Below are 25,919 nucleotides of genomic sequence, written 5' to 3'. Positions count from 1 at the left end.
TCCTGGAATGCGGCCTACCCTTGATAATCCGGCGGCTTATAGCCCTTTAGATCCGGCTTGCAAAGATCAATCGCCCAAAGCGTCTCGTCTGGCCGCCGCAGTCGACCATTGCCCGGTTAAACCGGCATATACCATGTCGATTTCCCCATATTTTAGACTTTGAATGTAGAACCGGAAGAGTTTCAACATCGAGGACATGGCATGGCGATCCTTCCGTCCGGCTTCATATCGGATCGTTCGGGCAATTTCGGCATCATGACGGCATTGCTGATGGTGCCGCTCCTTGGCACGGCGGGCATTGCGGTGGATTTCGCTCACGCCATGAGCCTGCGTACCCAGCTCTTTGCCGCCGCCGATGCTGCCGCCGTCGGTTCAATCGCCGAAAAATCCGGAGCTGTCGCCGCCGCGATGACGATGAGCGGCAACGGCACGATATCGCTTGGCAAAACCGACGCCCGCAACATCTTTATGTCCCAGATGTCGGGCGAGCTGACCGGGGTTCAAGTCGATCTCAGCATCGACGTTACCAAGGCTGCCAACAAGCTGAACTCTCAGGTTTCCTTTGCGGCGACCGTGCCGACCACCTTCATGCGCGTTCTCGGCCGAGACTCGATCACTATCTCTGGCACGGCGACGGCCGAATATCAGACCGCCTCCTTCATGGATTTCTACATACTGCTCGACAACACCCCGTCGATGGGCGTCGGCGCCACCGCGAAAGACGTTTCGACGATGGAAAAGAACACCAGCGATAGCTGCGCCTTCGCCTGTCACGAAACGCAGAACAGCAACAACTACTACAATCTCGCCAAGAAGCTCGGCGTCAGCATGCGCATCGACGTCGTGCGCCAGGCGACCAAGGAACTGACGTTGACCGCGAAGGCTACGCGCGTTTCCACCAATCAATTCCGCATGGGCGTGTACACCTTCGGCACCAAGGCCGAAGACGCCAAGCTCACAACCATATCCACGCCGACCGACAATCTCGACCAGGTCCGAACCTATACCGACGCCGTCGATCTGATGACCATTCCGTATCAGGGCTACAACAACGACCAGCAGACGAGCTTTGACAACGCGCTGACGCAGATGAAAGACATAATCACCACCCCCGGCGACGGCAGCACCTCCACGACACCGCAGAAGATCCTGTTCTTCGTCTCGGACGGCGTCGGCGACAGCGAGAAACCGAAGGGCTGCACCAAGAAACTCACCGGGAAGCGCTGCCAGGAGCCGATCGACACCTCCTTTTGCAAGCCGCTGAAGGACAAGGGCATCAGGATCGCAGTACTCTACACGACCTACCTGCCTCTGCCGAAAAACAGCTGGTACAATACCTGGATCAGCCCCTTCCAGAGCCAGATCCCGACAAAGATGCAGGAATGCGCCTCGCCGGGCCTTTATTTCGAGGTGACCCCGACCGAAGGTATCGCCGATGCCATGAAGGCGCTGTTCCTGAAGGTCATCCGCGCGCCGCGCATCACCAGTTGAGAATTTTGCTTAGACGCGATTCCCGTCGCGGATACGGTAGCTCGGCGCATACATGGTGACGAGTTCTTCGGCCGCGGTCGGATGCAGCGCCATCGTCTGGTCGAAATCATCCTTGGTGCAGCCGGCCTTCAGCGTGACGCCGAGCAGCTGCGCCATTTCCCCGGCGTCGTGGCCGAGGATGTGGGCGCCGACCACCTTCCGGCTCGCCGCATCTACGATCAGCTTCATGATCATGCGTTCGGCCCGGCCCGAAAGCGTGGCCTTCAGCGGCCGGAACTGGGCACGATAAACCTCGAGTTCGCCGTAACGCTTGCCCGCCTCCTCTTCGGAGAGGCCGACCGTGCCGATTTCCGGCTGCGAGAAGACGGCGGTCGGGATCAGCTCGTAGTCCGGCCTCGTCGGATTGTTCTTGTACTCGGTTTCGATGAAGCACATTGCCTCGTGGATCGCCACCGGCGTCAGCTGTACCCGGTTGGTGACATCGCCGAGGGCATAGATGTTTTCGATGTTGGTGCGGGAATACTCGTCGACGATGATGGCGCCGCGCTCGTCGACAGCGACCCCAGCCTCCTCAAGACCGAGGCCTTCGGTGTTGGGATCGCGCCCGAGCGCCAGCAGGACGACTCCTGCCTGCAGCGGGCCATTATTCATCGTCTCCAGAATGAGCCCGTCCTCGCCTTTGGACACCTTCTGCAGCGTGTCGTGGCAGAGAATGCATATGCCCTTGGCGACCATCGCCTCGTGCAGCCCGCGCCTCAGATCCTCGTCGAAGCGCGACAGGATTTCGGCGCCGCGATAGATCAGCGTCGTTTCGACGCCGAGACCATGGAAAATATTGGCGAATTCGACGGCGATATAGCCGCCGCCAGCGATCACGATTGATTTCGGCAATTCCTCAAGATGAAAGGCCTCGTTGGAGGAAATGCAGAACTCGTGGCCGGGAAGGGCCGCATGCGGGTTCGGCCTTCCGCCGGTGGCGATGACGATCGTTTTTGCGGTCACCGTCTGCCCTGTTTTCGCAAGCCGGACCGTATGAGCGTCGACCAGTTCGGCGCGCGTTTCCAGGATCTCGGCATTGGCGCCGGCGAGCCCCTTCTTGTAGAGGCCTTCCAGCCGCGCAATCTCGGCATCCTTGGCCGCCACCAGCTTCATCCAGTCGAAACGGCTCTCGCCCACGGTCCAGCCAAAGCCCTCCGCATCCTCGAAATGCTCATGAAACTGCGAGGCATAGACGAAGAGCTTCTTCGGCACGCAGCCGCGGATGACGCATGTGCCGCCATAGCGATATTCCTCGGCGATCGCCACCCTCTTGCCGAGCGAGGCGGCAACGCGGGCGGCGCGCACGCCCCCGGAACCGCCGCCGATGACGAAGAGGTCGTAGTCGTAGGAAGACATGAGGAACTCCGGAAGGGAATCGCAGGAAAGGACGTTCCTGATATAGGGGCGATCCCCATGAAAACAAAAGCCCCCGCCCCTGCCTCTTCCCACTCTCCATTGCCGAATCTTGATCTGAACCGGTCCCGTTTACGGTTGACCCGGTCACCGTTTACGGTTGACCCGGTCACCGTTTACGGTTGACCCGGCCGGCGGAGGCTGGCAGGGCAATGGTTGAGACGGAAAAGGATGCCGGAGCAAAAGATGGATCAAACTCTGTTCGCCAAGCTGTGCAAGGCCGGCAAATTCAAGGAGGCGCTCAATCTCGCCATCGAGGGCCACGAAGACGAGAAATTCACGCCGAGCCGCTTCGCGATGGACAAGAAAACCGGACTGCCGATTTTCTACCGCGGCAACAAGCGCGTAGAGCCGGACGAGACAGGCGCATGGCAATTGGCCAAGAGCTCGAAAGATTGGGGCTGAGCGTCAGGCGCATCCGCGACCCCGTCCCTTGCCGGATTGCTGCTGTCGTCAGGTGATGCGGAAATCCGTCGGCATCTTCTCAAGCCGGGTCACTTCCGTCTCCACGCCAGAAACAGACGCCCCTGCAGGCCCGCGCCTCAAACGCTCGATCATCGTCGAGATCGCGTTGTACGGCCCGGCAACCAAGGCGGCGACGGATCCGTCCGCCTCGTTGCGCACCCAGCCGGTCAGCCCGAGCCGCAGCGCCTCATCGCGCGTCCACATTCGAAAACCCACACCTTGGACCTTGCCTGATATTCGTACTCGCACAGCCTCGTCACGATCGGACATATCTGCCTCACGAACCCTCGCCGCCGGGCTCTAGAACAGGTGATCCTGTTCTAAATTAAAGAGTTACGGCATGATGTCGTCCGAAAACCGCTCACACTTTTCGGCATCATGCTCTGGTGCATCATAACAAAAAAGCCCGGACGATGCCGGGCTTTCGCGAATTCTGGTGGGCGGTCGTTACTGCTGGGCCGCCGGTGCCGGGGCAACCGGGCTGTCGGTTGCCGGCGGCGGTGCCTTGATAACCTTGGAAAGCTCGGCGTTGCTCTGCTTTTCCAGATCGCGGGAAATGCCCTGACCCCAGATATCGGCGGCCTTCCCCATCTCGCGCAAGGCGACAGGGCCGTCACGCAGCAGCTTCTTGCCGACGTCGGAATTGTAGAAATCGGCGATCGTCTTCAGCTCCTCGAGGGTGAAGGTCTTGGCATAGATAAGTGCCGCTTCCTTCTCGAGATCGCCGCGGCGCGGCGCCAGTGCCAGCGCCTGCGCATCGACCGTCGACGAGATGATGTCCTGATAGTTCGGCGAATCCTGAATCAGGCCGGCCTTCAGGCGCTCGGCCAGACCCGGCAGGATGTTGTCGAAGGCGGCTGTGGCGCCGATCGAAGTGACAGCAGCGCGCGCGGCCTTCAGCTGCTCATCGGAAACCTCCTGCGCGTTGACGGCGGAGCCGAAGGCAAGCCCGGAAAGAACGATGGTCGCAGCGGCAAAACGGCCAAGACCTGCAATGTTCATCATGAGTGTATGCTCCTGTTATCTGTTTGCCTGCAGCGTGCGCGCACCCGCAGGACCGGCAATGATCGCAAGTGCCGCCATATTGATAAAGAGCCCGTGTTCGACGACGCCGGGTATGGAATTCAGCTCGCTCGAAAGCGCCTCTGCATCAGGAATGCGGCCAAAAGATGCATCGATGATGTAGTGGCCGCCATCCGTGGTAAACTCTCCGTCACCCGACTGACGCAGGCTGAGTTCGCCGGAAAGGCCGAGCCGGGCCGCGACTTTCTCGATCGCCATCCGCGTCGAGACGAGACCGAACGGGTTGACCTCGATCGGCAGCGCGTAGGCGCCGAGCGTATCGACCAGCTTGCTTTCGTCGGCGATGACGATCATCCGCTCAGAAGCGGCGGCGACGATCTTTTCGCGCAGCAGCGCGCCGCCGCCACCCTTGATCAATCTGAGCGCCGGATCGACCTCATCGGCGCCGTCGACCGTCAGATCGAGCGCCGGCAGTTCGTCCAGCGATTTCAGCGGCACGCCGAGCTCGACGCAGAGCCGCGCGGTCCGTTCGGAGGTCGGAACACCTTCGACCCTGAAGCCGCCCGCAACCTTTTCCGCCAGCAGCCGGACAAATTCCTCCGCCGTGCTGCCCGTCCCGATCCCGAGGCGCATCCCGTCTTCGACATGGGCGAGTGCGGCCTCGGCGGCCTTGATCTTCATTTCGCGGGCATCCATGCGCCGCCAGCTCCGATTTATTGCGTTGGATGTGCTGTTTACACGGCTCGCCTGGCAAACGAAAGTCAAAATCATCACGGAAAATGAAAAGCCGAAACAAATGCCTGCGACCGCCCCGGCCATCACAGGACGTTGCTTTCCGCCGCGTGATCGCCTACCTCAGGCACGATCCCTCGTTCCCGGGCGCGACCGTCGTTTCCCGGAGATCCATCGCTCAAAGAGGCAAGCCCTTGACCCCTGCCCCCGTTCGCCCGGCGCTCATCGTCTTCGATCTCGATGGCACCCTTCTCGATACCCATGCGGACCTGGTCGAAAGCCTCAACCATACGATCGCAGCCCTCGGCCTCGAGCCGGTCAGCTATGACGACCTCACCCATCTCGTCGGCCAGGGCGCGCGGGTGATGATCGAGCGCGCCTGCCGGCTGCGCGGCCATCCGCTCGAAAGCGACGCCCTCCCGCCGCTGGTCGAACGTTTCGTCGCCCATTATGCCGGCAATATGCCAGGCCACACCGAACCCTATCCCGGCCTGGTCGCCGCAATGGACCGGCTGAAATCAGCCGGCTACCGCCTCGCCGTCTGCACCAACAAGATGGAAAGCCTGGCGTTCGGATTGCTCGACAAGCTCGACCTCACCGGCTATTTCGATGCCATCACCGGCGGCGATACTTTCGAATACCGCAAACCCGACGCCCGCCATCTCACCGGCACCATCGACCGTGCCGGCGGCGACCTCACCCGCACCGTGATGATCGGCGACAGCATCAACGACATCGCGGTGGCGAAGAATGCCGCCGTGCCGTCGATCGCCGTTCCCTTCGGTTATTCGGATGTGCCGGTTTCAAGCCTCGATCCGGATGTGATCATCATGCATTACGATGAGTTGATGCCGGAGCTGGTGGAGCGGTTGTTGCGGGAGTATCCGGAGAAAGTCGCGGTCTGAGGCTGTCACTCGCCTCCCCTCCGTCTTCCTTCCTCGAGCTCAAACCCACGAGACGACGACGTTGATCTCCCGCTCCAAAACGAAGCGGGCGGCCCGAAGACCGCCCATTCAATAACCAATAAAACCTGCGTCAGATCTGCGCGCCGCGCGCCTTTGTCGTCGCGTCGAAGGCCTTTTTGACATAGGCGTCGCGGCCGTAGACGTCGTCAAAATATTCCACGACGCCGTCCTTATTCGGCCAGGCGGTGAAGTAGGACACGTAAACCGGGACCTTCTGCGGCACCTTCACCGCATGGTTCTGCCCGTTGGCGATCTGCTTGGCGACATCGTCGACGGTCGTGCCAAGCACCGCCGCGGCCATCGCGCGCGGATTGGAAAGACGCACGCAGCCGTGGCTGAGAGCCCGCATGTCACGCTTGAAGAAGCTCTTCGACGGCGTGTCGTGCATGTAGATCGCATGGCTGTTCGGGAACAGGATCTTGAGTTCGCCGAGGGCATTGTCGCTGCTTGGGGGCTGGCGGACCGAAACATTGCCGGTCGAGCCGTACCAATCGACGCTGGACGAGGCGACGGCATGGCCGTTCACCTCGACCTCATAGCCGAGCTGATCGAGATAGTTCGGATCCGATCGCAGCTTCGGCAGCATTTCATTGATAATGATCGACTGCGGCACGCCCCAGAACGGGTTGAACTCCACCGTCTCGATCTCGTCGTTGAAGAAATAGGTCTGATTGTTCTTGCCGCCGACGACGACACGCATTGACAGCTGTTCCTTGCCGTCATTGTGGTAGTAGGCCATGTAGGCCGGCTGGTTGATCATGACATAGCGCGAACCGAGATCTTCCGGCAGCCAGCGCGCCTGTTCCATGGCGACGACGAGCTTGTCGATTTTAGAGGCATTGGTGTCACCGCCGGTCATGGCGCGCACCGTCGCCTGACCGATGACGCCGTCGGCCTTCAACCCGCGCTCCTTCTGGAAATCCTCCACCAGAGCGACGATTTCCGGCGAATAGTCGCTGCCGCCGGCGTAGGCTGCAAAGGTCGCGGCGTGATCGGTCCTCAGCGTCTCGGAACCGTGCTTCTGGACAGCCTTGACGATATTGGCGATCTCGGGCGAGCTGTCGCCGGGCCTCAGCAGGCCGCTGAGCGAAACGACGATCTGCTCCTCGTTGCCGCCATCGGCGGCGTGAAGCTTGGCAAGCTCCGCCTTCAGCGCCTCGAATTGCGGACTATCGGGCGAGCGGCTGGCGATATAGGCGCCGGCATCGGGGCTCATGCGGGCAAGTTTCAGGACCGGCGCCAGATTGACCACCTTGCGCTGGAAATCGTGATAGCCGGAAATCTTGTTCGGATCGATGCGGCCGCGCACCGTGTCCTGCACGAAGGCAAGCACCTTGGCCGAGAGCTCGAGTTCGAACTGGGTCAGCGCCCGGTCACGGACGACCGGATCGGGATTGGCCGGATCGATCGCCGGTGTTTGGATGGCGTAATCGGCGGGATCGAGGCCGACGGAGGCCGCATCGGCAAGTGCCGCCATCACCGCTTTGGCGCGCTCGTTGATCCCATTGCCTTCGACCCAGACGAGCGGATTGCGGCTATCACCGTAATAGGCCTCGAGCGCCTTGGCGACGTCGGCATTGGCGCGTACCTTGGCCTGCGCCAGCAGGCGGCGCTGCACGACCGGTTCGGCGCCAGCCTCACCGCTCGGCGAAACCTCGGCGACCGCTCCGGTGACGACGGGATCAGCAAACTTGCCGGTGTCGACGAACTGCAGCGTTTCGGCTTTATAGGTGTAATAACGCGGACCGCTGACCTTCGGCAGCGGCGCCTCCGGATCAAGCCCGCCCAGCGAGCCGCCGACGGCACCACGCGGCACCGGTCGGCCCGGCGCCTGATCCATGAAGATGGTGCTCTGGCTCCGCTGCCTGTCGCCCCGCAGCATATCCATCAGCGTGTAGGCATGTGCGGGAGCGGCCATCACTGCCAGGCCGCAGGAAACTGCCAATGCGGATACCGCGCTTTTCAAAACGAACGTCATATATATTCCAGTCCCGATGTCATGCTGTTCTCAGCTCAAATCCCGCTAAACTCCACGCAGCGTAGGGCCTCATTGATCAGAAACCGGCCTTAGCCGCCAGCGCCGGCGGACTGAATTCTCTGTGACGGAAATTCTGCACGGCGCCGCGCAGCAGTTCACACAAAATTATGAAATTATTAGTTAATTTTTTACCGAATTTCTGCCGCCAGACCAGTGCGGCAAAAACCCGCCGATGCATAATATTTTCAAAGTGGCCGAAAAGGCACGGCCACCAGCCAGCGCAAACCTGACTGGCATTTTCAATATTTCGCACGGCATCCGGTTTTCTTGATCTGGTTTCCAACCTATAAGACCTCATCTTTCGAAGCTGCCCGAAACAGCATGTGACAGGAAGGCGAACCCCAATGACCGCAACCCGCACCGAAACCGATACTTTTGGCCCCATCGACGTCGCCGCCGACCGATATTGGGGCGCCCAGGCCGAGCGTTCGCTCGGCAATTTCAAGATCGGCTGGGAAAAGCAGCCGCTCTCGATCGTGCGCGCACTCGGCATCGTCAAGCAGGCCGCGGCACGCGCCAACATGGCGCTTGGCCAGCTCGATCCTGGCCTCGGCAAAGCCATCGTTGATGCGGCCCAGGAAGTGATCGACGGCAAGCTCGACGACCATTTTCCGCTGGTCGTCTGGCAGACCGGCTCCGGCACGCAGTCGAACATGAATGCCAACGAAGTCATCGCCAATCGTGCCATAGAAATGCTCGGCGGCGTCATGGGTTCCAAGAAGCCGGTGCACCCGAACGATCACGTCAATATGAGCCAGTCGTCCAACGACACCTATCCGACGGCCATGCACATCGCCTGCGCCGAACGGATCGCCCATCACCTGCTGCCGGCCCTCAAGCATCTGCATGCGGCCCTCGATATGAAGGTCACCGAGTTCAGCCACATCATCAAGATCGGCCGGACCCATACCCAGGATGCAACGCCGCTGACGCTCGGCCAGGAGTTTTCAGGTTATGCCGCCCAGGTCGGCTCCGCCATCAAGCGCATCGAAATGACCCTGCCCGGCCTCTGCGAACTCGCTCAGGGCGGCACCGCCGTCGGCACCGGCCTCAACGCGCCGGTGGGCTTTGCCGAGAAGGTGGCCGAAGAGATTGCCGCAATCACCGACATGCCCTTCGTCACCGCGCCGAACAAGTTCGAGGCGCTTGCCTCGCATGACAGCATGGTCTTTTCCCATGGCGCCATCAATGCCGCAGCAGCCGCCCTCTTCAAGATCGCCAACGACATTCGCCTCCTTGGCTCCGGCCCGCGCGCCGGTCTCGGCGAACTGGCGCTGCCGGAAAACGAGCCCGGCTCCTCGATCATGCCCGGCAAGGTCAACCCGACCCAATGCGAGGCGCTGACACAGGTCTGCATCCACATCTTCGGCAATCACGCCGCCCTGACGTTTGCCGATAGCCAAGGCCATTTCGAGCTCAACGTCTACAATCCGATGATGGCCTATAATTTCCTGCAGTCGGTACAGCTGCTTGCCGACGCCGCCGTCTCCTTCACCGACAATTGCGTCGTCGGCATCGAGGCGCGCGAGGACAACATCAAGGCCGGCCTCGAGCGCTCGCTGATGCTGGTGACGGCACTTGCCCCGAAGATCGGCTACGACGCGGCCGCCAAGATCGCCAAGACTGCCCACAAGAACGGCACGACGCTGAAGGAGGAAGCGCTCGCCAGCGGCCTCGTCTCCGCCGAGGACTACGACGCCATCGTCCGCCCGGAAACGATGATCGGCCCGAAATAAGCCGGCGTTTCCTATCCCGCCCGCGAACAGTGTCGGGTTGAGCCACAGGTTCGACCCGCTCTTCCATCCTGCTTTGGCGGGAACCCGCGTGAATTCCCCGGACACTCTACGCATGGCGCGCAGAGAACGCCCGGCCTTGATGTCTGAATGCTGAAATAAGCTCCGACGCAGCCCCGACTTATTCAGCAGGCATGTATGAAGCCGCCCTTCTGCCCCTCTCCAACCGTTTGAGAAACTGCGCAATCTTCTTTTCGACGCAGAAGTAAAAGGCGAGTCCAACAGAAACGCAGAATATCGTCGTGACCACGAGCAATGGAATTCGAAGGGCAAGCGGCGCCGTCCAGCGTTCCACCCCGGCAATATAGATGGCGAGCTTTGCCACACCAATCGCAATCATATGAGTCAGGTAGAGCGAGTAGGACGAATCCCCCAATATCTTCAACCATGTCAATTTCGGAAAAAGGCTTGCACGTTCGGCGACCAGGGCACCCAGGACGATAAGGACCGACGGAACGCCCCATACGAGAACCCGAACGAAACCGTGTGGCTTGTCAAGGAAGGAGGAAGCGACGATGGACACGAGTCCCAGTACCATCAATGCCACCGACAGTCTGGGTGACGCGACGTCGGCTCTCGACATAACGAATGCGATGACAACGCCGGCCAGAAACTCCAGCAACAGCGGCGATGCGTAAACGATAGAATATGGGGTCACTGGCGCAAACAGGCCGATTGCCACGCACAGCATAAGAAAACCCGTTATCGCCAGAAGACGCTGCGTTCTTCCTTTCAAGAACAGGACAAGGCAAAATGCGGTATAAAAGAACATCTCATAATTCAGCGTCCAACCTGGAACGAGAACCGGCTGAACGACACCGGTGCCGTCTGCATAGGGGACAAACAGCAGTGACCGGATGATATCAGCCGCGTTAAAGGCGGCATTGTCGTAATTCTTGGGTGAGACGGTAGCTGCAACCACAAATAGCAGAGTGCAGATCCAATAGATGGGCAAAACCCGCTGAACGCGGTTTCGGATGAACTGCAACGGCGCGGTCGGTCTCGCGGCCGAAATAGTCCACATGATGAAGCCGCTGATTATGAAAAACAGGTCTACGCCAGCTGCCAGCGGAACAAAATTCCAACCAAAAATGAACGCAACATGAAAGATCGTGACCGCGATCGCCGCAACAGCACGGAGGTATTGTATAGAATAAACCATGAGCTCCTCGCTTTGTGCGTCGCAACATGACACGAGAGAGTTGTACATTCAATCAAAGTTTCGAAAACTTAAATAGCGCGCTATCAACCGGATACGCTTTGTCGCCCATGGATGGCCGTGCACGCCGCCGGCGCTGCGAGAGCACCGCCGCCGCGATGCCGAGACTTCGGCCTCGTCAATGCAATAAATGAGACAGAACGGGCCAAAGCGCGACGCGGTAAGAGCAACTGACCAGCCCTCATACCAGCAGCGAAATATTGTCCATTACGACCGAATTGCCCATGAAATCGAAACGGATTTCTTCGATGTCTTCGATATTGACCTCGAGACTGGGACCGGTGACCTCAAGCTCCTGCTGATAGACAATCTGGCCGTTGTTCAGGGCAGTGAGCGTCAGGTGAAAGGGCGATGCGGACACCTCAGCGATCGAGACGCTCTGAAAGGTGAACTCCGCGCCATCGACCATTTTCAGGGTTACGGGCGCAGAACCCGGGGATAGTACGGTATCGCTGAAACCGTCCTCGGTAATGGCGTCGACACCAGGAATGGTATCATAGACGATGCCGTTCAGAAGCGTCACGTCTTGGCTGCCATTCACGGAGAGCGCAAAGCCCCGGTAATTGGGAAGGGAGAAATTATCTGCCCTCGATAAGACGCCCATATCGTCGAAATCCAGGACCTCATGGTACTTGTCCTCCTCGTTGACGCCGTCGATCGCCTGGGTCAAAATGCCGACATCCGTCCCCCCCGCGCCATCCGAGATCTTGTAGCGGATCTCTTCAATCAGTTGTTCGTGCGCCCGCAGGTTCTTCACCACGTCGAGCGTGTAATCCAGCTCGTAGGTAAAATGACCATCGGGTCGCACGGTGAAAGTCCCGTACTTCCCCTGTATGATCGTCTCCTGCGTCGGTCCCTGTTTCGCATCGACGCGGACACCGTCGAAAAAGCGAAGATAGAGAGGCGCGCCCTCAGGATCGCTGTCGTTATCGAGCAGGTTCCCTCTGATCGGATCATGTTCGAAAGAAATGAAGAGGTCGTCGTTAGCAGTTGGCTTTGCGTTCGTCATCGGAAGCTCCTGCAAGTTAACGCGACCGGGAATATGGACTGGCTCCGAACCGAAGGCAACTGAAGTCGTGTTGTGTCGCGGCGGTCGCCGCCTCGCCCCCGTCCACTGCGCATGGCGCACCCGCCGAACTCTCGCCGCATCCTAATTGCTTTTGCCCGACAGGAGATTTAGACCGGTTCCAATTTAGCGACGCGCCCACCAGAAAGGTCACTTCGATGGCTGACGATCTCTTTCCCCTCGGCAAGGATGCCACCCCCTATCGCAAGATCAGCAGCGATCATGTGTCGGTCGATAGCTTCAAGGGTCAGGAGATCCTGACCGTCGAGCCGGAAGGCATCCGCCTACTCGCCGAAACCGCCTTTGCCGACATCAACCACCTGCTGCGCCCCGGCCATCTAAAGCAGCTCGCCTCGATTCTCGACGACCCCGAAGCGACCGACAATGACCGCTTCGTCGCCTACGACCTCTTGAAGAATGCCAATATCGCCGCCGGCGGCGTGTTGCCGATGTGCCAGGATACCGGCACGGCGATCATCATGGGCAAAAAGGGCCGCAGGGTTTGGACCGAGGGCGGGGATTCCGCCGCACTCGCCCGTGGCGTCATGGATGCCTATGAGAAGAAGAACCTGCGTTATTCGCAGCTCGCGCCGGTGAAGATGTTCGAGGAGAAGAACACCAGGAACAACCTGCCGGCCCAGATCGACATTTATGAGGAAGGCACCGACGCTTATGAATTCCTCTTCGTCGCCAAGGGCGGCGGCTCGGCCAACAAGACCTTCCTCTATCAAGGCACGCCCTCGCTCCTGACGCATGATAGGATGATCGACTTCCTCAAGGAGAAGATCCTGACGTTGGGTACGGCGGCCTGTCCACCCTATCATCTGGCGATCGTCATCGGCGGCACTTCGGCCGAGATGAACCTGAAAACGGTCAAGCTCGCCTCGACCCGCTATCTCGACGAGCTGCCGACTGAAGGTTCCGAAAGCGGCCACGCCTTCCGCGACCTCGAGATGGAAAAGGAAATCCACAAGCTGACGCAGCAGATGGGCGTCGGCGCCCAGTTCGGCGGCAAGTATTTCTGTCATGACGTGCGTGTCATCCGCCTGCCCCGCCACGGCGCCTCGCTGCCGATCGGCCTCGGCGTCTCCTGTTCCGCCGACCGCCAGGCCAAGGGCAAGATCACCCGCGACGGCATCTTCATCGAACAGCTGGAAACCGATCCGTCGAAATACATGCCCGAGATCGACGAGGCGAAACTGTCGGAATCGACCGTCCGCGTCGACCTCAACCGGCCGATGGCCGAGGTGCTTGCCGAACTGTCGCGGCATCCGGTCAAGACGCGTCTGTCCTTGACCGGGACGATCATCGTCGCCCGCGACCTCGCCCACGCCAAAATCCGCGAACGGCTGGAAAAGGGCGAAGGCATGCCTGATTACCTGAAAAACCACCCGGTCTACTACGCCGGCCCGGCCAAGACGCCGGCCGGCTACGCCTCCGGCTCCTTCGGCCCGACGACGGCCGGCCGCATGGACAGTTACGTCGATCAGTTCCAGTCCTTTGGCGGCTCGATGGTGATGCTCGCCAAGGGCAATCGCTCGCGCGCCGTGCGCGAGGCTTGCAAGAAACACGGCGGCTTCTATCTCGGCTCGATCGGCGGCCCCGCCGCCCGCCTCGCACAGGACTGTATCCGCAAGGTCGAAGTGTTCGAATATCCCGAACTCGGCATGGAAGCGGTCTGGAAGATCGAGGTCGAAGACTTCCCCGCCTTCATCGTCATCGACGACAAGGGCAATGATTTCTTCCAGGAATTGAACCTGGGGTGATTGCGGCAGGCTCGATGGCCGCGGGCGGACTTTCTACCGCATTGTTCCGCCCGCAATATCCGCAGCATTCACCACATCGCCGTCATCCACCCTCGCCAGGATTTCCGTACGGAAAGCTCCGGCAAGGAAGCCGGTATGCTCCAGCAGTAAGGCGCCGGCGGCGATGGCGGCGACGGTCACGATGGCGAAGGAAGTGTGACGAGACCTTCGCATGATCTTACGCCTGGATTTGCAGACTGCGACCGGGTCGGCCGTCAGGAAGTATCGTTGCTAAATACTCGTTCTGAAATAGCCGGCGCCCAAAACCAACTGTCGACAAGATGAATACGATCCCCAGCACAAGAAGAACTGTAAGTTTTTCAGACACCATTCCCGCACAACGGGTATGCATTGCCTCGCTAAAAATACATTTTTTGATGAAAAATCATAGGCCTGCCCCAAGTATTGCTCCACCGGCAACTTGTCATATGTAATCTTTGGTATATGTCGCTTTAATCTTTTCCCAAGAAATTTAAGCTAACAACTAAAATATTGCCTATGAATATATGAGGAGTATCGCCGGATGAATACGGCTGTCGCGCCCAAGGTGCAGGTTCCCGATGTCGCGGGTCAGATCACCTATGCCATGCGCTCGATGGGCGTTGCCCCGATACCCCGTAACTACGAACTCTTCTACGAGGCCTATATCGGCTCCAATCCTGCCCTTACCCGAGAACTTGCGGCCCTCGGCGCCCATGCGACACAGGCCGAACTCGACGCGCTCGGCGCGCAATATTTCAACACGAGCCCGGCCCGGGTCTTCGACGACGCCCATACCCGCATATCAGGCGAACTCGACGGCTTGCTGCGAGTCCTGAGGCAGGAGCAGAGCTCGCTCGAAAGCTATACCAGACTGCTCGGCGAGACCCACAAGCGCATCACCTCCAAGAGCAATGCCAGCGTCGAACTGATCGAAAACGCGATTGAGCTTTTAAGCCAGGCGACTGGCGATACCATGGCGCATGGCGAACGCACCGTCGAGGATGTCGTCCAGCGCTCTCAGGAGATGGATCAGGTCCGCAAGGAACTCGACGAATATAAGCGCATCGCCAACACCGACTCGCTGACGCGCCTTTCCAACCGCCGCGCCTTCGACGACCGCCTTGCTGCCGTTTTCAACAGTCCAGGCATGCGGCCGGTGACCGCCCTGCTGCTCGCCGACATCGACAATTTCAAGAAAATCAACGACACCTACGGCCATCCCGTCGGCGACAAGATCCTCGCCACCGTCGCCTCCGTCATCCGCAGCAATGTCCGGCGCGACGTTTTCGTCGCCCGCGCGGGCGGCGAGGAATTCGCGCTCATCATCGAGGGCAACACAGCCGAGGAAGTGACGGCGATCGCCGAACGCATCCGCCGCACGCTGGAGACCACCCCGTTCAAAAACTCCCGCACACGCGTGAACTACGGCCCGATCACCGTCTCGATCGGCATCTGCATGGCCTCGAATGCCGAGGATGCCGGCGAGCTTTACAGCAAGACCGACATCGCCCTTTACGGTGCCAAGAATGCCGGGCGCAACTGCATCGTCGTCTACGAGGATGGGATGCAGAAGGACTTCAGCAAGAGCTGGTTGATCTACAAGGCCTGACGGACGTTATCGCCCGTGAACGGTCTTACCACATCGTCTTTGCCGCGCGCCCGGGCCATTCCCGGTCGTAGGTTTCCTGGTCGAAATCGCTGACGGCAGCCTTCAGCATCTGCCCCGGCGTCGGCAGGCCTGCGGGATCGGCGAAATGTTCCGCGCTCCAGAGTTCGGCCCGCATCACGGCCCGCGCGCATTGGAAATAGACTTCGTCGATCGAGATGACGACGACGGTGCGCGGATGTTTGCCGTCCATCTCGAAACTTGAAAGCAGCGCCTCGTCATTGGAAACGACACCGCGGCCGTTGATGCGCATCGTCGTGTTCGAGCCGGGAATCAGGAACATCAGCGCAAGTCGCGGGTCACGCACAATATTCGAGAGCGAATCGACTCGGTTGTTGCCGCGCCAGTCCGGCAGATGCAGCGTCTCGTCGTCGATGACGCGCACCACGCCGCCGAGATCGCCGCGCGGCGAGCAATCGAGCCCTTCCGGCCCGACCGTGGCAAGCGCGGCAAAAGGCGAGATCGCGATCATCTGGCGGTAAAGCGGCGTCAACCGCTTGGTCACCTTGTCGACCGAGGCCTGCGACAGACCTGCGCCATAGATCGTATTGAGGTCTTCGATGCTGCTGATTATTTTCATGGGGCGTCCGCCGCGGCTTGATCTTCGCGCCGAACGCTACAATGCCGCGCGCCGCGCCGGAAGCTCAAAAATCGGAATGATTTCCGCATCTTTTTTGATGCATTCGAGCTCCTTGTGCGCCTCCTCTTCCAGGAAGGCAGCGATTGCTCCAAGCACTGGAGCCGCGCCGACGATGCGCCGATGCCCAAAGCCGTTCGCCCAGAACAGCCGTACACGCTTGCCCGCCGTACCATAACGCCTGGCATGCGCCGACGACACTTCCTTGTCGTCCTCCGCGTGGATCACGAGCACCGAACTCGATGTCGTACCTGCCGTATTGCCGGCGTCGAAATCCTCGAGTCGCCGTCCGGTGACACGATGAACCTCATTCTCCAGCGCCGCCTGCGCAGCGGCGCCAAGGCCGATCAGCCGGCCGAAGTCGGTGAAGAGCCAGGCCATCTCGCTGGGCGCGCCGATCAGCACCAGTCGCTCGCCAGTGACCGGTGCCGCATCTGGCAGGAGGGCGGCGGCCGAGACCATCAGCGCTGCACCGCCGAAGGAATGGCCGATCGCGGCGTCGAATGCGCCGAACCGCTCCCCTGCCGCCGCGATCGCCTCGACAGCAAGCCCCATATGCAGGAAGCGACCGCGCGCACGACCGTGACCGGGAAAGTCGAGCGCCACGACCTCGGCACCCGTTGCCGCCAACGTCGAAACGAGATCGGCCATATAGACCGCACTGGAACCCCAGCCATGCGTGACGAGATAGCGCTTGCGCTTCCCCAGCGCCCCGCCGTTCAGCCGGTAGGCATGGGCTTTGGCGCCGCTGGAAAGCTTGAGGACGAAACGCTCGGCGCCTGCAAGCCGTGCCGCACCGGCCGCATGCGCCGCCTTCGCCTTGCCGCCCTTCGGACGCTGCGATGGCGTGCGGCAGAACAGCAGAAACGCCACTCTGCCCGCAAGCTGGGGAGAAACCGCTTGCAGAACCGAAAATCCCAGGCGGATGACCTTGAGCGCGAAATTTGCCATATTGGGAATCCAAATACGTTCAACACTGAACAATAAAGTACAACGATGAACAAAAATCAATCCCTCCCCTGGGATCATCCGCGTTTTCGCAGCTGGATCGCGGTGGCGCGCGCCTGCCAGCTGATGCAGCAGTCGCTGACCCGCTCGCTGGCCGATCTCGATATCAAGCCGCCGCACCTCGACATTCTGGTCAATCTCTACCGTTTCGAAGGCATCTCGCAGCAGGAGCTGGCGCGCAAGCTCTTGGTCGGCCGCTCCAATATGAGCATGCTTCTGCCGCAGATGGAAAAGCGTGGGCTGATCGAGCGCCGCGGCGATGCGCGCGACAAGCGCGTGCTGCGCCTTTATCTCACCACGGAAGGCCGCCGGCTGACCGAGGCGGCGATGGCGATTCAGACCGACCTCATCGAACGCACGCTCTCCGACGAGCCGATCGAGCAATGCATGGCGACCGCCGATTCAATGGAGCGCATCATCACCACGCTGCTCAAGGATCTGCGTGACGAGGATTGAGACGTAGCTGCGGGTCCGGCTTTTGCATTGCTCGCCGACGCTGTGATGCTATCTTCGCGTCTTGCGGCGCAACAGGGGTAAAAGGCGATGGCGGCGTGGGATGACAAGCTCGCGATCGGCGAGCTTCTTCAGAATTGGGCTATCTGGCGGGATGCCGGCCATTGGGAGCGGTTCCAGACCGTATGGCACGACGACGCCTGGATGATGGCAACGTGGTTCCAAGGGCCGGCGACGGAGTTTATCCGCGTCAGCAAGCAAGGCTGGGACAAAGGAGGAGCATCCTTCATTTTCTTGGAGGCAGCTCGATCGACATCAGAGCGCACCGTGCAATTGCCCAGACGAAGATGACCATTTCCCAGAGGGCGTCAGTTCACGGTTGCCTGTGTGACGTAGTTTGCACCGGCCGGTTCTATGATTTTCTCGAAATGAGAGACGGCCGCTGGGCGATTGTGATCCGGCAGCCGATCTACGAGAAAGATGGGATCGATCCCGTTTCGCCCACTGAGGCACCGGAAATCGACCAGCAGTTGCTCCGGGAATTTCCGGAAGGATATCGACACCTCGCTTATATCCAAGAGCAGATCGGTTATCGTGTAAAGCGAGACATGCCTTGCCTGAAAGGCCGCGAAGTGGAGGCGCTCTACGAGCGCGGCAGTCGCTGGCTGGAAGGCCGCGTCGTCACACCGCAGGAATTTCTGTCGCCTGCCTGACACCCGGCCACCAGGCGAGCTTCAATGCAGCGTCGGCGCTGGCGATGTGCCGCTCAGCGAGCGATATTCCCAGGCGGCGACCACAATCAGCACCAGCGTCGCGAGAATGCCCAGCAGATAGATCTCGATGAAGGGCGCAATGAAGGCAAGCAGGATCACGACCACGAGGCCGGCAAGATGCGACAGCGGCATCCGCCCGCTGGTCGCGCCCTTGAACCAGAGATTGCCGATCAGGAACAGGCCTGAACCGCCGAGCACCGCCGCAGCAATGCCCAGATCGCCCGTCTCGTGCGGGTGCGAGAACATGAACTCCACGGCCACCGCATGTACGATGATGCCGGCGAGAATCGGAATGTGCCCATAGGTGAAGGCGAGCCGCGCCAGCCTCCCGGGCGTTTCCTCGTGCTCGATGCGATGAGCGGCCCGCTCATGGCCGAAGCGGAAATAGAGCCACCACATGGCGACCGTGCCGACGAAGCCGGTGGCGAAGACGATGCCGGTCAAACCTGAGATCGGCAGCTCGGAGAAGGTACGGCCGGAAACGAGGATCGCTTCGCCGAGGCAGATGATGACGAAGAGCGCGCAACGCTCCGCCATATGCGCGCCGGAGACATCCCAGTCGCTCGGGGCGGAGCGGCCGAGCCCCGGAACGGCAAAGCCCGCGGCAGGCCCGGCATATTCGATGGTGAGCGCGATCACCCAAGCAATCAGCCGCGCTTCATGTTCGAGCAGCCCGCCGGCGATCCAGAAAATGCCGGCCACCGCGAGCCAGATTGTGATGCGCACGAAATTCAGCGTGTTGGCACGGTCGACGCGCGTCATTGCATAGGTCGTAAACAGCGAGCGCCCGACCTGCATCGCCACATAAGCGCCGGCAAATAGCAGCCCCTTGTCGCCGAATGCCTCAGGGATGGAGGCTGACAGCACCAGCCCGAGCATCATCAGCGCCACCAGCATGCCGCGCACCGGCATCTTGTCCGGGTCGAGCCAGTTCGTCACCCAGGTCGTGAAGATCCACACCCACCAGACTGCGAAGGTCATCAGCGCCGCCTCGGCGGCTCCGAACGGCGTATAATGGGCGGCAAGCGCATGCGAAAGCTGCGAGATCGAAAAGACGAAGACCAGATCGAAGAACAGTTCGAGGAAGGTTACCTTGCTGCCGCTCGCGCTGCCCTTGGCGCGCAGCCAGTTCTTTCTATTCGCTCTCGCCATATGCCCCCCGGTGGCTGTTCAATTAAAAATCAGCGCGGTCTTTCCGCCGTGTCGCGGTTCATGCCCTTTTCGCTCAGCTCGTCCTCATAGGCCGAAAACAGTTCGGCCCCCCGTTCGCCGAGCTCGCGCAGATAGGTCCAGGTGTAGATGCCGGTATCGTGCATGTCGTCGAAGCCGATCCTGACGGCGTAATTGCCGGTCGGCGTTATCGAGATGATCGCAACGTTGCGCTTGCCCGGCACCGTCACCTTCTGCCCAGGCCCATGACCCTGCACCTCAGCCGAGGGCGACAGCACCCGCAGAAGCTCGGCCGACAGATCAAAGCTCTGGCCGTCATTGAAGGTCACCACCAGCCGCTGCCGGTCTTTCGAAACGCGAAGTTCGCTCGGCCAGATGTCGCTCATCTCTATCACCCTCTTTCCCTTGGAGAAGTAGGCGTTCGGCTATTTCGAGGCAAGCGCAATTTAGCGTGTACGGATCCATTTCCCTTGACGGCGCAATCACATATGCACAAATAGAAAGATATAGCTTGAAAGCAGGCAGGCACCCGGTCTGGCGCTTCATTCCGGCCGCGGAGGAATTGGTGAATACGAGAGTCGGAACGATAGGCAATGCAGCGCCGCTCACGGCGAATGCACATCCGATGATCGACCCTTTCGGCCGGGCAGTCACCTATCTCCGCGTCTCCGTCACCGACCGCTGCGATTTCCGTTGCACCTATTGCATGGCGGAAAATATGACCTTCCTGCCGAAGAAGGATCTGCTGACGCTCGAAGAACTCGACCGTCTCTGTTCCGCCTTCATCGCCAAGGGCGTAAAGAAGATCAGGCTGACCGGCGGCGAGCCGCTGGTGCGCAAGAACATCATGTATCTGGTGCGCCGGCTGGGCGAAAAGGTCGGCTCCGGCCTCGATGAACTGACGCTGACCACCAACGGCTCGCAGCTCTCCCGCCACGCGGAGGAGCTTTATGACTGCGGCGTTCGCCGCATCAACATCTCGCTCGATACGCTCGATCCCGACAAGTTCCGCAAGATCACCCGCTGGGGCGATTTTGCCAAGGTCATGGAAGGCATCGATGCAGCCCAGAAGGCCGGCATCAGGATCAAGCTCAATGCTGTGGCGCTCAAAGGTTTCAACGACGCCGAAATGCCCGATCTCCTGCGTTTCGCCCATGGCCGCGGCATGGACCTGACCGTCATCGAAACCATGCCGATGGGCGAGATCGAGGAGGATCGCACCGACCAATACCTGCCGCTCTCCGAGCTGCGCGCCGATCTCGAACGCCGATTCACGCTTGTCGATATCGACTACCAGACCGGCGGTCCGGCACGCTATGTCAGGGTCGCTGAAACAGGCGGCCGCCTCGGCTTTATCACGCCGATGACCCATAATTTCTGCGAGAGCTGCAACCGCGTGCGGCTGACCTGCACCGGCACGCTCTATATGTGCCTCGGCCAGAACGACGCCGCCGATTTGCGCGCAGCACTTCGCGCCACCGAAGACAACGCCCTCCTCCATGCCGCCATCGACGAAGCCATCACTCGTAAACCTAAGGGCCACGACTTCATCATCGATCGCACGCATAACCGCCCTGCGGTGGCCAGGCATATGAGTGTCACTGGTGGGTGAGGCCGGTCCGCGCCGGCGCGCGCCAAAGGCACGATCGTCCTGATCGCCATCCAAGACCTCGACCGAGCGCTCCGCTTCGCCGACAAGGTCTCTTCATCGGCAACGGCCGCATGCGCGCCTGCGGCGTCCCACCAGCGCGCCTCTTCAGTCGATCAGTCGCTGCGCGGTATACTTGTCCGTCACGAGCATGCCGATGACCCCAACGCGGAGTGCACCTGCAATAGCCTCAGTCTTTTTGGCTCCGCCGGCCAGAGCAATGACCCGGTCCACCCGCTCGAGATCCTCAAGCGGCAACCCTATGACCCGATCGTCCAGCGGTGTTTTGACCGGCTTACCGTTCTTATCGAAGAAGCGAAGCGAGATGTCGCCGACGGCACCCGCTTCAGCGAGATCGGACAATTCGCGAGACGAAAAGATGTTGCCGGACCGTGCGAGAAGTTCGGAGGGTTCGACTGCCCCGATTCCGACAATCGCGAGCGTTATGCTGCCGAACAGGTCCATCGTCTCGCGAACGAACGGGTCGGCCTGCATCAGAAGCTTTGCCTCTCTTGACGTCGTAACACCCTGCACGGGGAGCAGTTTCGGCTCAGCGCCGGTCAGCCGTGCAAGCCGCGTGGTCAGCTGCGTCGCGTGCGTCTGCACGGAAGGATCGCCCATGCCGCCTAGGGTCTGGACGACGTATTTCGCCTGAGCGCTCTTCTGCGGATGAATGTTCTCGACCATCTTGAAAATGGTCTGGCTCCAGCTCGAAACGCCGATGATCTCCCCCGGTGCCAGCGTCACCTCCAGGAGATGCGCCGCCGCCTCGCCGATGCGGGCCATGATGGCGCCGTCCCGGTCTTCGGTGCATTCGACGACGATCGCTTCCGGCAGATCGTATTTCTCGCGAAGCGCGCCCTCGAGCTCGCTATAGGTGCCGACGGGCGGGATCACGCTCGTTCGCACGATATCTTCCGCCTCGGCGCGCTTGAGCATGCGCGACACCGTCGCCTGCGACAGGCGGAGGTGTTGTGCGATCTCCGCCTGCCGCCGCCCCTCGATGTGGTACATCTGGGCGACCCTTGAAATGAGGCGGAGTTCGTTGAGGCGAGTCATCGCTGATCCCGGAGTGAATTTTTATTCACCTTTAGCCTGTGTTTCGCGGGACGTCGAGCGGGCAAGCGCATCATTCCAAGTCGCCAGAAGGGCCTCCCGGTCCACGGCCTGCGGCTCAATGATCTGGGTGTTTCGTGGCAGCGCCGAGACGGCATGGAGGTCGCTCCACAAGCCGAGGGAGAGCCCCGCCAGATAAGCAGCGCCCAGGGCTGACGCCTCGGGTGCTTGGCACTGGATCACCGGATGCTCGATGAGGTTGGAGACGCACTGCATCAGGAAGCGGTTCTGGCTCGGTCCACCATCCACATAGAGCGCCCCGAGCTCGCCGCCGCTCTGTGCCCGCATGGCCGCAATCACATCATGCACCTGGAAGGCGATGGAATCGGTAACCGACCGCGCCATCTGCGCGCGGGTTGTATTGAAGTTGATCTGGGAGAACAAAGCACGAGCGTCGGAATTCCAGTAAGGCGCACCCAGTCCGACGAACGCCGGCACGAAGCCGGGCGCGCCCGGCTCGGCGCTCGCCGCAAGTTCGACAAGGGCAGCGACGTCAGCCAGGCCGAGAATATCCGCCATCCAGGGAAGACTGGCGGCGCAAACGAGGATATTGCCCTCGAAAGCAAAAGTCGGTTTTCCACCGATACGCCATGCGACGGTGGTTGTGATGCCGTTGCGCGGGGCGATGAACTGCGGCAGCGTCGTCATGACAGAAGAGCCGGTTCCGAAGGTTACCTTGCCGTCGCCCGGCTTGAATGCTCCATGGCCGAACAGGGCTGCGTGGCTGTCTCCGATCGCGGCCATCACCGGCGTGCCGTCCGGCACCCCTGGCAATCCTTGCGTCCTGCCGAAATCAGCAGAGCTGTCGAGCACCTCGGGCAGGAGCGCGATATCGACGCCGAAGATCTCGCCAAGTTCCTCGCTCCATCTCTGTTCGCTGAGATCGAACAACTGGCTCCTTGCGGCGTTCGAAGCGTCGCAGACATGCCGGCGCCCGCCCGTCAGGCAGTGGACGAGCCAACTGTCGACCGTTCCCAGCCGCACCGATCGTCCGGCCGGAATCCGGTCGAGCAGCCATCGGAATTTCGGCCCCGGAAACATCGGATCCAGCGGCAGGCCGGTCAGCGCCTGCACACGGTCGAGGCGGCCTTCGGCAATGAGACGTTCGCAATCCCGTGCCGTCCGGCGGCACTGCCAGCTGACCACCGGTCCGAGGGCGTCTCCCGTTTCGGCATCCCAGGCGGTGACGGACTCGCGCTGATTGGAAATGGCAATGGCCTCGATCGTCACATCGGGACCGGCCTTCAGGCAGGCACCGATCGCTTCGCAGACCGAAGCGTAGAGCCGGCGTGGATCTTGTTCGACCCAGCCCTCCCTCGGATAGGAGATGCCGACAGGAGACGAGCCTCTGCCGATGATTTCTCCCGTCTCGGAAACGAGTACTGCCTTTGAATTGGTCGTGCCCTGGTCGATTGCCAGAATTGCCAGCATTCCATCCTCCACAGATCAGGCGGCCGCCGCGGCGCCAAAATACGCGCCCCGGCGCTTCACGCGATCCCCAGTTACTTGCGCTTGATCAGCGCCTGTGCAGCGTCGGCGATTGCGGGCGGCGACATTCCGTATTCGTCGAGCAAGAACTCTGCCGAACCGGTCGGGGCATAGACGCCGGGAACGCCGAGACGCTTCATCGGAACTGGAGCATAATCGACCACCACTTCGGCCACCGCGGAGCCGAGCCCGCCAAAGATCGAATGCTCTTCGGCCGTAACGATCGCGCCGGTTTCCCTCGCCGCGGCGATGATCGCCTCCTCGTCGATCGGACGAACCGTTGCGAGATTGAGCACCCTGGCATCGACGCCGCGTTCTGCGAGAATCTCGGCAGCCTTCACGATGCGATGGGTCAAGGTGCCGTTGGCGATCAGGGTGACGTCGGAACCCTGGCGAAGGAGATTCGCCTTGCCGAGTTCGAACCTATGCCCCTCCGGAAGAAGGTCGGGCACACCGACCCGTGACAGGCGCAGGAAGCAGGGACCGCTGTAGGTCGCTGCCCAGGCAACGGCAGCAGCGGTTTCGATCCGGTCGCAGGGCGCGATGACGGGAAGATTGGGCAGGACGCGCGTCCAGGCGAAGTCTTCGATCGAATGATGAGTCGGACCGAGTTCGCCATATGCCATTCCGGACGAAATGCCCACCAGCTTGACGTTGGCGTTCGAGTAGGAAATGTCGGCCTTGATCTGCTCCAGCGACCTCCCCGTGAGAAACGGAGCAGCGCCGCACACGAAGGGCAGCCGTCCGCCATTGGCAAGCCCTGCTCCGACGCCGACCATGTTCTGCTCCGCGATGCCGACATTGACGAGGCGTTCCGGAAACCTCGACTTGAAGCCGCCGAGCTTGGAGGAACCGACGGAGTCGTTGCAGACGGCAACGATCGTTTCGTTTTCAGCTGCCAGCCGCTCGAGCGTAGAGGCGAATGCGTCGCGGCAATCGTGGAGCTTGGGTGGGTTTACTGGCGCGTTCATTACAGTGCCTCCGACAATTCTGCCAATGCGATTTCGTATTGTTCCCTATTCGGCACCTTATGGTGCCATTCGACCCGGTCCTGCATGAAGGAGATTCCGTGGCCCTTGTTGGTATGGGCGACGATGCAATGCGGTCCCAACCCCCGGTGTTCGAGAGCCGGAACGATCTCGCCCATACTGTTGCCGTCGATTTCGGTGACTTCCCAGCCGAAGGCTTCGAGCTTCGGACGAAGGGGCGCGAGATCGTTGGTTTCAGCCAGCGCAGCACCCTGCTGGAACCTGTTGTGATCGATGATCAGGGTCAAGTTATCGAGCTTGAACTGGGCCGCCGCCATGATCGCTTCCCAGTTGGAGCCCTCCTGCATCTCGCCGTCGCCAGTGACGACATAGGTGCGATATCCAGCGCCTGAGAGCTTCGCGGCTTTTGCCATTCCGACCGCAACAGGAAGGCCGTGGCCGAGCGGACCGGTATTCGTTTCGACGCCCGGAACCTTGTTGCAGTTTGGATGCCCGTTCAGCCTCGAATGCGGCTGCAGGAAGGTGGAAATCTCCTCCTCCGGAATGAAGCCGCGTTTTGCAAGCGTCACATAGAGAGCGCAAGCCGTATGTCCCTTTGAAAGAACGAACCTGTCGCGGCCGGAATGCTTCGGCTGGTCCGGCCAGACATTCAGCACACGAAAATAGAGCGCCGTCAAAATGTCGATGACTGACATCTCCCCGCCAATATGGCCGGCGCCCGCTTCAAAGACCGCCTGGAGATCGCGCAATCGGATCTCGCGGGCGATGCGCTCAAGTTTTGTCGTATCCATGGGTTCCTCTTTATGCATAAATATTCAGTATTCAATATTTTTGCACAACAAGCCGATTAGTCAAGCCTCTAAACGGGAAGCCGGCGGCGACATGTCAGAACAAATCCTGTTGACAGGGGAAAAGCAAGTTGTTAATGAATTTTCCAGCA

General features: G+C 60.6%; 25 protein-coding genes and 1 pseudogene. 9 read left to right on the top strand and 17 right to left on the bottom strand.

Annotation, left to right across the window (positions count from 1 at the left end):
- Nucleotides 1-201 precede the first annotated feature (201 nt).
- The gene (locus tag A7X77_RS24175) at nucleotides 202-1,491 is read left to right on the top strand and encodes a VWA domain-containing protein (RefSeq protein WP_064685380.1); all 1,290 of its coding nucleotides are present in this window, start codon (nucleotides 202-204) and stop codon (nucleotides 1,489-1,491) included.
- A 9-nt stretch (nucleotides 1,492-1,500) separates the two neighbouring features.
- Here the strand turns inward: A7X77_RS24175 and gor are convergent, their stop codons facing one another.
- Complete coding sequence (gene gor / locus A7X77_RS24170) at nucleotides 1,501-2,886, bottom strand: glutathione-disulfide reductase (protein WP_064685379.1); 1,386 nt, start codon at nucleotides 2,884-2,886, stop codon at nucleotides 1,501-1,503.
- Nucleotides 2,887-3,129: 243 nt separating this feature from the next.
- Between gor and A7X77_RS24165 the strand changes: the two genes are divergently transcribed.
- On the top strand, nucleotides 3,130-3,348 hold the full coding sequence (locus A7X77_RS24165; RefSeq protein WP_039620082.1) for a hypothetical protein: 219 nt from the start codon (nucleotides 3,130-3,132) through the stop codon (nucleotides 3,346-3,348).
- A gap of 48 nt (nucleotides 3,349-3,396) precedes the next feature.
- On the opposite strand, the gene A7X77_RS24160 is transcribed toward A7X77_RS24165, so the two are convergent.
- The 3 genes from A7X77_RS24160 to rpiA form a co-directional block, all read right to left on the bottom strand.
- Nucleotides 3,397-3,678: an acylphosphatase gene (locus tag A7X77_RS24160; protein ID WP_064685378.1), complete on the bottom strand. Its 282-nt coding sequence runs from the start codon at nucleotides 3,676-3,678 to the stop codon at nucleotides 3,397-3,399.
- A gap of 177 nt (nucleotides 3,679-3,855) precedes the next feature.
- On the bottom strand, nucleotides 3,856-4,413 hold the full coding sequence (locus A7X77_RS24155; RefSeq protein WP_064685377.1) for a DUF2059 domain-containing protein: 558 nt from the start codon (nucleotides 4,411-4,413) through the stop codon (nucleotides 3,856-3,858).
- A 15-nt stretch (nucleotides 4,414-4,428) separates the two neighbouring features.
- Entirely contained in the window at nucleotides 4,429-5,127 is a 699-nt protein-coding gene (gene rpiA, locus A7X77_RS24150) for a ribose-5-phosphate isomerase RpiA (RefSeq protein WP_064685376.1), read from the bottom strand.
- A 230-nt stretch (nucleotides 5,128-5,357) separates the two neighbouring features.
- Here rpiA and A7X77_RS24145 point away from each other — a divergent pair, with 230 nt between their 5' ends.
- Nucleotides 5,358-6,068, top strand: a complete 711-nt coding sequence (locus A7X77_RS24145; protein WP_064685375.1) for an HAD family hydrolase — start codon at nucleotides 5,358-5,360, stop codon at nucleotides 6,066-6,068.
- A 130-nt stretch (nucleotides 6,069-6,198) separates the two neighbouring features.
- Here the strand turns inward: A7X77_RS24145 and A7X77_RS24140 are convergent, their stop codons facing one another.
- Both A7X77_RS24140 and A7X77_RS33180 read right to left on the bottom strand, forming a co-directional pair.
- On the bottom strand, nucleotides 6,199-8,106 hold the full coding sequence (locus A7X77_RS24140; RefSeq protein WP_064685374.1) for a L,D-transpeptidase family protein: 1,908 nt from the start codon (nucleotides 8,104-8,106) through the stop codon (nucleotides 6,199-6,201).
- A 76-nt stretch (nucleotides 8,107-8,182) separates the two neighbouring features.
- On the bottom strand, nucleotides 8,183-8,449 hold the full coding sequence (locus tag A7X77_RS33180) for a hypothetical protein (RefSeq protein WP_156668153.1): 267 nt from the start codon (nucleotides 8,447-8,449) through the stop codon (nucleotides 8,183-8,185).
- Nucleotides 8,450-8,510: 61 nt separating this feature from the next.
- Here A7X77_RS33180 and fumC point away from each other — a divergent pair, with 61 nt between their 5' ends.
- Nucleotides 8,511-9,902, top strand: a complete 1,392-nt coding sequence (fumC, locus tag A7X77_RS24135; RefSeq protein ID WP_064685373.1) for a class II fumarate hydratase — start codon at nucleotides 8,511-8,513, stop codon at nucleotides 9,900-9,902.
- A 178-nt stretch (nucleotides 9,903-10,080) separates the two neighbouring features.
- Here the strand turns inward: fumC and A7X77_RS24130 are convergent, their stop codons facing one another.
- Together A7X77_RS24130 and A7X77_RS24125 are read right to left on the bottom strand one after the other, a co-directional pair.
- Complete coding sequence (locus A7X77_RS24130; RefSeq protein ID WP_064685372.1) at nucleotides 10,081-11,121, bottom strand: acyltransferase family protein; 1,041 nt, start codon at nucleotides 11,119-11,121, stop codon at nucleotides 10,081-10,083.
- A 238-nt stretch (nucleotides 11,122-11,359) separates the two neighbouring features.
- Nucleotides 11,360-12,187, bottom strand: a complete 828-nt coding sequence (locus A7X77_RS24125; protein ID WP_064685371.1) for an Ig-like domain-containing protein — start codon at nucleotides 12,185-12,187, stop codon at nucleotides 11,360-11,362.
- Nucleotides 12,188-12,402: 215 nt separating this feature from the next.
- On the opposite strand from A7X77_RS24125, the gene A7X77_RS24120 reads away from it, so the two are divergent.
- Complete coding sequence (locus A7X77_RS24120; RefSeq protein ID WP_064685370.1) at nucleotides 12,403-14,010, top strand: fumarate hydratase; 1,608 nt, start codon at nucleotides 12,403-12,405, stop codon at nucleotides 14,008-14,010.
- Between the two features lie 33 nt (nucleotides 14,011-14,043).
- Here the strand turns inward: A7X77_RS24120 and A7X77_RS24115 are convergent, their stop codons facing one another.
- Entirely contained in the window at nucleotides 14,044-14,223 is a 180-nt protein-coding gene (locus A7X77_RS24115) for a hypothetical protein (protein WP_064685369.1), read from the bottom strand.
- A 349-nt stretch (nucleotides 14,224-14,572) separates the two neighbouring features.
- Here A7X77_RS24115 and A7X77_RS24110 point away from each other — a divergent pair, with 349 nt between their 5' ends.
- Nucleotides 14,573-15,640, top strand: a complete 1,068-nt coding sequence (locus A7X77_RS24110) for a GGDEF domain-containing protein (RefSeq protein WP_064685368.1) — start codon at nucleotides 14,573-14,575, stop codon at nucleotides 15,638-15,640.
- A 25-nt stretch (nucleotides 15,641-15,665) separates the two neighbouring features.
- Here the strand turns inward: A7X77_RS24110 and A7X77_RS24105 are convergent, their stop codons facing one another.
- On the bottom strand, nucleotides 15,666-16,277 hold the full coding sequence (locus tag A7X77_RS24105) for a pyridoxamine 5'-phosphate oxidase family protein (RefSeq protein ID WP_064685367.1): 612 nt from the start codon (nucleotides 16,275-16,277) through the stop codon (nucleotides 15,666-15,668).
- 36 nt (nucleotides 16,278-16,313) lie between these two features.
- Nucleotides 16,314-17,285 (bottom strand): alpha/beta hydrolase, encoded by a 972-nt coding sequence (locus A7X77_RS24100; protein WP_064685366.1) that lies wholly within the window; start codon nucleotides 17,283-17,285, stop codon nucleotides 16,314-16,316.
- Nucleotides 17,286-17,330: 45 nt separating this feature from the next.
- On the opposite strand from A7X77_RS24100, the gene A7X77_RS24095 reads away from it, so the two are divergent.
- Nucleotides 17,331-17,798 carry a MarR family winged helix-turn-helix transcriptional regulator gene (locus A7X77_RS24095; protein WP_064685365.1) on the top strand — a complete coding sequence of 156 codons (468 nt, stop codon included), beginning with the start codon at nucleotides 17,331-17,333 and terminating at the stop codon, nucleotides 17,796-17,798.
- Between the two features lie 87 nt (nucleotides 17,799-17,885).
- A pseudogene (locus A7X77_RS24090) lies at nucleotides 17,886-18,508 on the top strand (nuclear transport factor 2 family protein).
- A 21-nt stretch (nucleotides 18,509-18,529) separates the two neighbouring features.
- Here the strand turns inward: A7X77_RS24090 and A7X77_RS24085 are convergent.
- Together A7X77_RS24085 and A7X77_RS24080 are read right to left on the bottom strand one after the other, a co-directional pair.
- Complete coding sequence (locus A7X77_RS24085) at nucleotides 18,530-19,720, bottom strand: low temperature requirement protein A (RefSeq protein ID WP_064685364.1); 1,191 nt, start codon at nucleotides 19,718-19,720, stop codon at nucleotides 18,530-18,532.
- A 29-nt stretch (nucleotides 19,721-19,749) separates the two neighbouring features.
- On the bottom strand, nucleotides 19,750-20,124 hold the full coding sequence (locus tag A7X77_RS24080; RefSeq protein WP_064685363.1) for a gamma-butyrobetaine hydroxylase-like domain-containing protein: 375 nt from the start codon (nucleotides 20,122-20,124) through the stop codon (nucleotides 19,750-19,752).
- 179 nt (nucleotides 20,125-20,303) lie between these two features.
- On the opposite strand from A7X77_RS24080, the gene moaA reads away from it, so the two are divergent.
- The gene (gene moaA / locus A7X77_RS24075; protein ID WP_064685484.1) at nucleotides 20,304-21,350 is read left to right on the top strand and encodes a GTP 3',8-cyclase MoaA; all 1,047 of its coding nucleotides are present in this window, start codon (nucleotides 20,304-20,306) and stop codon (nucleotides 21,348-21,350) included.
- 144 nt (nucleotides 21,351-21,494) lie between these two features.
- On the opposite strand, the gene A7X77_RS24070 is transcribed toward moaA, so the two are convergent.
- From A7X77_RS24070 to A7X77_RS24055, 4 genes are all read right to left on the bottom strand, one after another.
- Nucleotides 21,495-22,445 (bottom strand): sugar-binding transcriptional regulator, encoded by a 951-nt coding sequence (locus A7X77_RS24070; RefSeq protein ID WP_064685362.1) that lies wholly within the window; start codon nucleotides 22,443-22,445, stop codon nucleotides 21,495-21,497.
- Between the two features lie 21 nt (nucleotides 22,446-22,466).
- Nucleotides 22,467-23,933: an FGGY family carbohydrate kinase gene (locus A7X77_RS24065; protein WP_064685361.1), complete on the bottom strand. Its 1,467-nt coding sequence runs from the start codon at nucleotides 23,931-23,933 to the stop codon at nucleotides 22,467-22,469.
- Nucleotides 23,934-24,004: 71 nt separating this feature from the next.
- Nucleotides 24,005-24,961, bottom strand: a complete 957-nt coding sequence (locus A7X77_RS24060) for a transketolase family protein (RefSeq protein WP_064685360.1) — start codon at nucleotides 24,959-24,961, stop codon at nucleotides 24,005-24,007.
- On the bottom strand, nucleotides 24,961-25,770 hold the full coding sequence (locus A7X77_RS24055; RefSeq protein ID WP_064685359.1) for a transketolase: 810 nt from the start codon (nucleotides 25,768-25,770) through the stop codon (nucleotides 24,961-24,963). The genes A7X77_RS24060 and A7X77_RS24055 overlap by 1 nt, the downstream gene beginning before the upstream one ends.
- Between the last annotated feature and the right edge of the window lie 149 nt (nucleotides 25,771-25,919).

This window comes from Rhizobium bangladeshense, from assembly GCF_001662075.1.
Lineage (GTDB): Bacteria > Pseudomonadota > Alphaproteobacteria > Rhizobiales > Rhizobiaceae > Rhizobium > Rhizobium bangladeshense_B.
This window is presented reverse-complemented; position numbering and strand designations above follow the sequence as displayed.